At 60.5% G+C, this 3,104-nt stretch carries 7 protein-coding genes; 2 read left to right on the forward strand and 5 right to left on the reverse strand.

Annotated elements, in window-relative coordinates; translation table 11 throughout:
* Both ACH2EH_RS21325 and ACH2EH_RS21330 read left to right on the forward strand, forming a co-directional pair.
* A partial coding sequence (locus ACH2EH_RS21325) for a hypothetical protein (protein ID WP_395144897.1) occupies nucleotides 1–206 on the forward strand: 206 nt, incomplete at its 5' end.
* Nucleotides 193–642, forward strand: a complete 450-nt coding sequence (locus ACH2EH_RS21330; protein WP_395144899.1) for a hypothetical protein — start codon at nucleotides 193–195, stop codon at nucleotides 640–642. The genes ACH2EH_RS21325 and ACH2EH_RS21330, both read left to right, overlap by 14 nt.
* Here ACH2EH_RS21330 and ACH2EH_RS21335 read toward each other — a convergent pair.
* The 5 genes from ACH2EH_RS21335 to ACH2EH_RS21355 are packed head-to-tail and all read right to left on the reverse strand — an operon-like array spanning nucleotide 620 to nucleotide 2,902.
* Nucleotides 620–760, reverse strand: a complete 141-nt coding sequence (locus ACH2EH_RS21335; RefSeq protein ID WP_395144901.1) for a hypothetical protein — start codon at nucleotides 758–760, stop codon at nucleotides 620–622. The genes ACH2EH_RS21330 and ACH2EH_RS21335 overlap by 23 nt on opposite strands.
* Complete coding sequence (locus tag ACH2EH_RS21340) at nucleotides 757–1,248, reverse strand: hypothetical protein (RefSeq protein WP_395144903.1); 492 nt, start codon at nucleotides 1,246–1,248, stop codon at nucleotides 757–759. The genes ACH2EH_RS21335 and ACH2EH_RS21340 overlap by 4 nt, the downstream gene beginning before the upstream one ends.
* Nucleotides 1,245–2,129: a hypothetical protein gene (locus tag ACH2EH_RS21345; protein ID WP_395144905.1), complete on the reverse strand. Its 885-nt coding sequence runs from the start codon at nucleotides 2,127–2,129 to the stop codon at nucleotides 1,245–1,247. The genes ACH2EH_RS21340 and ACH2EH_RS21345 overlap by 4 nt, the downstream gene beginning before the upstream one ends.
* A 37-nt stretch (nucleotides 2,130–2,166) precedes the next feature.
* Nucleotides 2,167–2,724 (reverse strand): thermonuclease family protein, encoded by a 558-nt coding sequence (locus ACH2EH_RS21350; protein WP_395144907.1) that lies wholly within the window; start codon nucleotides 2,722–2,724, stop codon nucleotides 2,167–2,169.
* Nucleotides 2,693–2,902 carry a hypothetical protein gene (locus ACH2EH_RS21355; RefSeq protein ID WP_395144909.1) on the reverse strand — a complete coding sequence of 70 codons (210 nt, stop codon included), beginning with the start codon at nucleotides 2,900–2,902 and terminating at the stop codon, nucleotides 2,693–2,695. The genes ACH2EH_RS21350 and ACH2EH_RS21355 overlap by 32 nt, the downstream gene beginning before the upstream one ends.
* Nucleotides 2,903–3,104 lie beyond the last annotated feature (202 nt).

Consider the following 3,104-nt stretch of genomic DNA (forward strand, 5'->3'; position numbering starts at 1 on the left):
TGGCGGCGGCGACGAACATGGCGGAGAGCTTGCGCAAGCTCAACTCGCAGGGGACGTTCGGTTCGCGTTTCTCGCGTGAGGAGATCGCCGCTGAGGAGCATCAGCAGAGCATTCTGCGAGAGAGAAACACGCTCTATATCGCCGACATGCCGATTGCCGGTGGGCTGGAGGAGGACGACGAGGACGGCGACGATGACCTGGACTAAATCGTCGATCTTCCTGATGGAGTTCCCGTGGACGGAGTCTGACAAGGTCGCCTCACGTATTACCCGGAAGATCCGCCGGAGCCTGCGTAAGTTCCCCTGCGGGTTTTTGGAGGATGTGGCAACCCACTTCCGTGTTCGGATTCGGTGGGATGATTCGGGCAGTGAGGCGAGTATGTACATCGCGCCGCTTTCTGAGGGGGACTGGGCTGAGATTATGCTCTCGGCCAGTTTATCGGTTGGCCAGCGCTGGCGTGCGTTCATCCACGAGCTTGCCCACCACCTGATGCATACCTGGGTTGCCTCCATCGTGTACTCCAGTGAGTGTGTGGTGCTTTTAGGAAACCCGGACTGTGCGCCCTTGCGGCATGCCATCGCGCGGCGTGTGGAAGTTCTGGTCATCGGCTCGAAGCTCGCTACTCCTTTCCTTGTACAGTGATTACCAGCGCCTCGACCGTGGCAAGAGTCGCCTCCGCTTGGTCAGGCGGTAGGAAGCGCCGTAGAAACCATCGTAGTGGCTTTCGTACGAAGAGTTTCCAGAGCTGCTCGTCTTTCATGGCCTAGCTCCGTTTCTTGCTTCCTGAACGCTGATTCCGCCGATCTGCACGTGGCACGGGTCCCAGCCGACCTCAATCGTTGCGTCGAAGTCCCGACCCGCTACCGCTGAGCGGATTGTGTCTCGGTCTTCCTGAGCGAGTCCCCAGTCAATGCCCGTCACGCAGCCGTGGGCTTTGGCAGAAGAGGCGAGCATCAGCAAGAACTTCGAGCTCTCTTTGTTGGGCTGGTCGTCGTCGAGGATGTCCACGGCTAGGGAGTCCGGTTTCCCGTCCTCCGTGACCGCGTTGTGCATGCCCCAGCGCACTTTGGTGAAGCCGTCGTCGAGGAGCTGTTTCTGCCGAGCAGGGCTCCGCCAAGCCTCCTGGATACGTGGTCTCCAGCCGTGTCCTTCCAGATCGGCGATTATCGCGGCTACCTTACGCCGGAGGATCGGGTTGCACTCGGTGAGCTTCTGGGCGTTGTTGTGCTTGCGCTGCTCGTCGGTCATGGCTCGACCTCCGGCGCGGGAGCGGGCTGCACCCGAACTGCAATGATGAGTACGTCGCCGATCTGGATACTGGAGACTTCTTCCATTGCTTGGCCTGTCGGAATCGTGACCGTTGGTACGCTGGGCGTGGGCGGTGTAGCCGTCGGGTCTGTGCCTTCGGCAGTCGCCGTTATTGTGCTGTCGCTTTCGACGACAGAATAGCCAGGCTTCTTCGTGTCATCCGTTTCACTCTGGATGACGATGTAGCCACTAGGCACGGCGGCATCACTTGCTTGTTGTGGCTTGATCTCGCTCTCGACCACCAAATAGTTGGCAGGTTTCGCGGCATCTTCCGTTGCTGGGGGAACGGGCGCTTCGCTTACGCCTGGTGCGGCTGGTGGCGTTGCGTCGCTCTCCACGACGATGTAACCCGTAGGTACCGCAGCATCTGTTACGGGTGGTGTGACTTCACTTTCAACGACCGCGTAGCCGCTTGCTTTCTTGTCACCCGACGAAGTCAGGATCGTAGCTTCGGCGGGTGGCGTGGGACTCTCCGGTGGAATCGTGATGATGAGCGGCTTGCTTTGGATCACGGACTCGACGAGCTCGATTGGCGGTAGCGAAGGAGATTCTGGTGGAATCTGGTGGAGCGGGCCGTTGGTCGAGGCAACTGTGGGAGATGGAGCTGCCACGATAACCGGCGGCCCAAGGAGCGGCGTCTCGATGGGCTTCGGAGCTGGTTTTGCTGCCGCCTTCGGCTTGGGCCGTGAGAGGAGCTTGGGCTTTGTTGCTGTCGCCTTCACGGCGGCTGGTTTCGTGGGCGTAGTATTTGCTGCTGGTGGTGTGACGGGCTTTGCTGTACTGGTTGTTCTCTTGGGTGCTTTGGTGATGAGTGGTTTCATGGTGTGGATCTCCTTGTCTCTGTGTGCTTGCTACGGGCTAATGGGCTTTTCGCCACTGCCAGGGTGGGATGGGTGCTGGCATGGCCCAGAGGCCACGCTTGGCGGCGCGGGCGGTGTCCTCAGCCAGACGTAGGTCTCGGGAGTCGGGCGCGTACTGGGGCGACCACCAGGCGAGCCCGATATCTATCTGCCTGCGCTCGATGCTCGGGTAGGCTGAAGTGCTGAGTTGTGCGACGAGCCTTCCGTAGCGGTCGCGCTCGATGGGTTGAATCGTGAGTACCTGCCCGACTAGGAGCGTTCCGAGCGCCACACGGGCCATTGGGCCAGAGGGCTGGTTCATCTCTGGCGCGTCGGCTCCGAAGAGGCGTATCGTTATAGTTTTCAAACTGTCGCAGTTCGCGTGAAGCGTGTCACCGTCCACCACCTCGATAACTCGGCAGGTGTCTAGTGAGGGGAGGCTGTCGGGGAGGTTTTTGTTTCCCGTGGGCCATACGGTGGCGAGTCCACTGCCGATCACGGCGATGCCCGCTCCCGTTCCAAGAATGGCCGCTCGCTTCTTACGGCTAGCCTGGGTGGTCTTCGTCGGTGTCGGCACTGGCTTTCTCCTTTCGCTTGCGGCGGCGATCTCGAATACGCCGCAGTGCCCTGCGCCTCGCTGATCGAAACTTTGGCTGGGCTCTGAGCCACCAGGTGAGGGCAACAACGAGGCCGATGAGCGCGTTAATCAGGCGGTTCTCGGCCTCGTCGGTTAGCACGGCGAGAGTATGGATCATGAGCGTAACCTCTCTCTTTCTCCCCTTGCCTTTAGGTGAGGGCACCCAAGGGGTACCCGGGGAGAGGTGCTTACGCCGTGACGATCACAAGGCTGGACTGGGGCGCTCCCTGGAATCCCGAGTCACTTACGGGGATGACCTTGACGCCGACTTTCACGCCACCCGCAGGCACTCCGAACTTGTTCTCGTAGGAGTCGCCAAG

This window comes from Armatimonas sp., assembly GCF_043760365.1.
Lineage (GTDB): Bacteria > Armatimonadota > Armatimonadia > Armatimonadales > Armatimonadaceae > Armatimonas.

Excerpts from the sequence above, each read along its gene's own strand:
- ACH2EH_RS21330 (WP_395144899.1), top strand. The coding sequence starts at position 193 with ATGACCTGGACTAAATCGTCGATCTTCCTGATGGAGTTCCCGTGGACG.
- ACH2EH_RS21335 (WP_395144901.1), bottom strand. The coding sequence starts at position 760 with ATGAAAGACGAGCAGCTCTGGAAACTCTTCGTACGAAAGCCACTACGA.
- ACH2EH_RS21340 (WP_395144903.1), bottom strand. The coding sequence starts at position 1,248 with ATGACCGACGAGCAGCGCAAGCACAACAACGCCCAGAAGCTCACCGAG.
- ACH2EH_RS21345 (WP_395144905.1), bottom strand. The coding sequence starts at position 2,129 with ATGAAACCACTCATCACCAAAGCACCCAAGAGAACAACCAGTACAGCA.
- ACH2EH_RS21355 (WP_395144909.1), bottom strand. The coding sequence starts at position 2,902 with ATGATCCATACTCTCGCCGTGCTAACCGACGAGGCCGAGAACCGCCTG.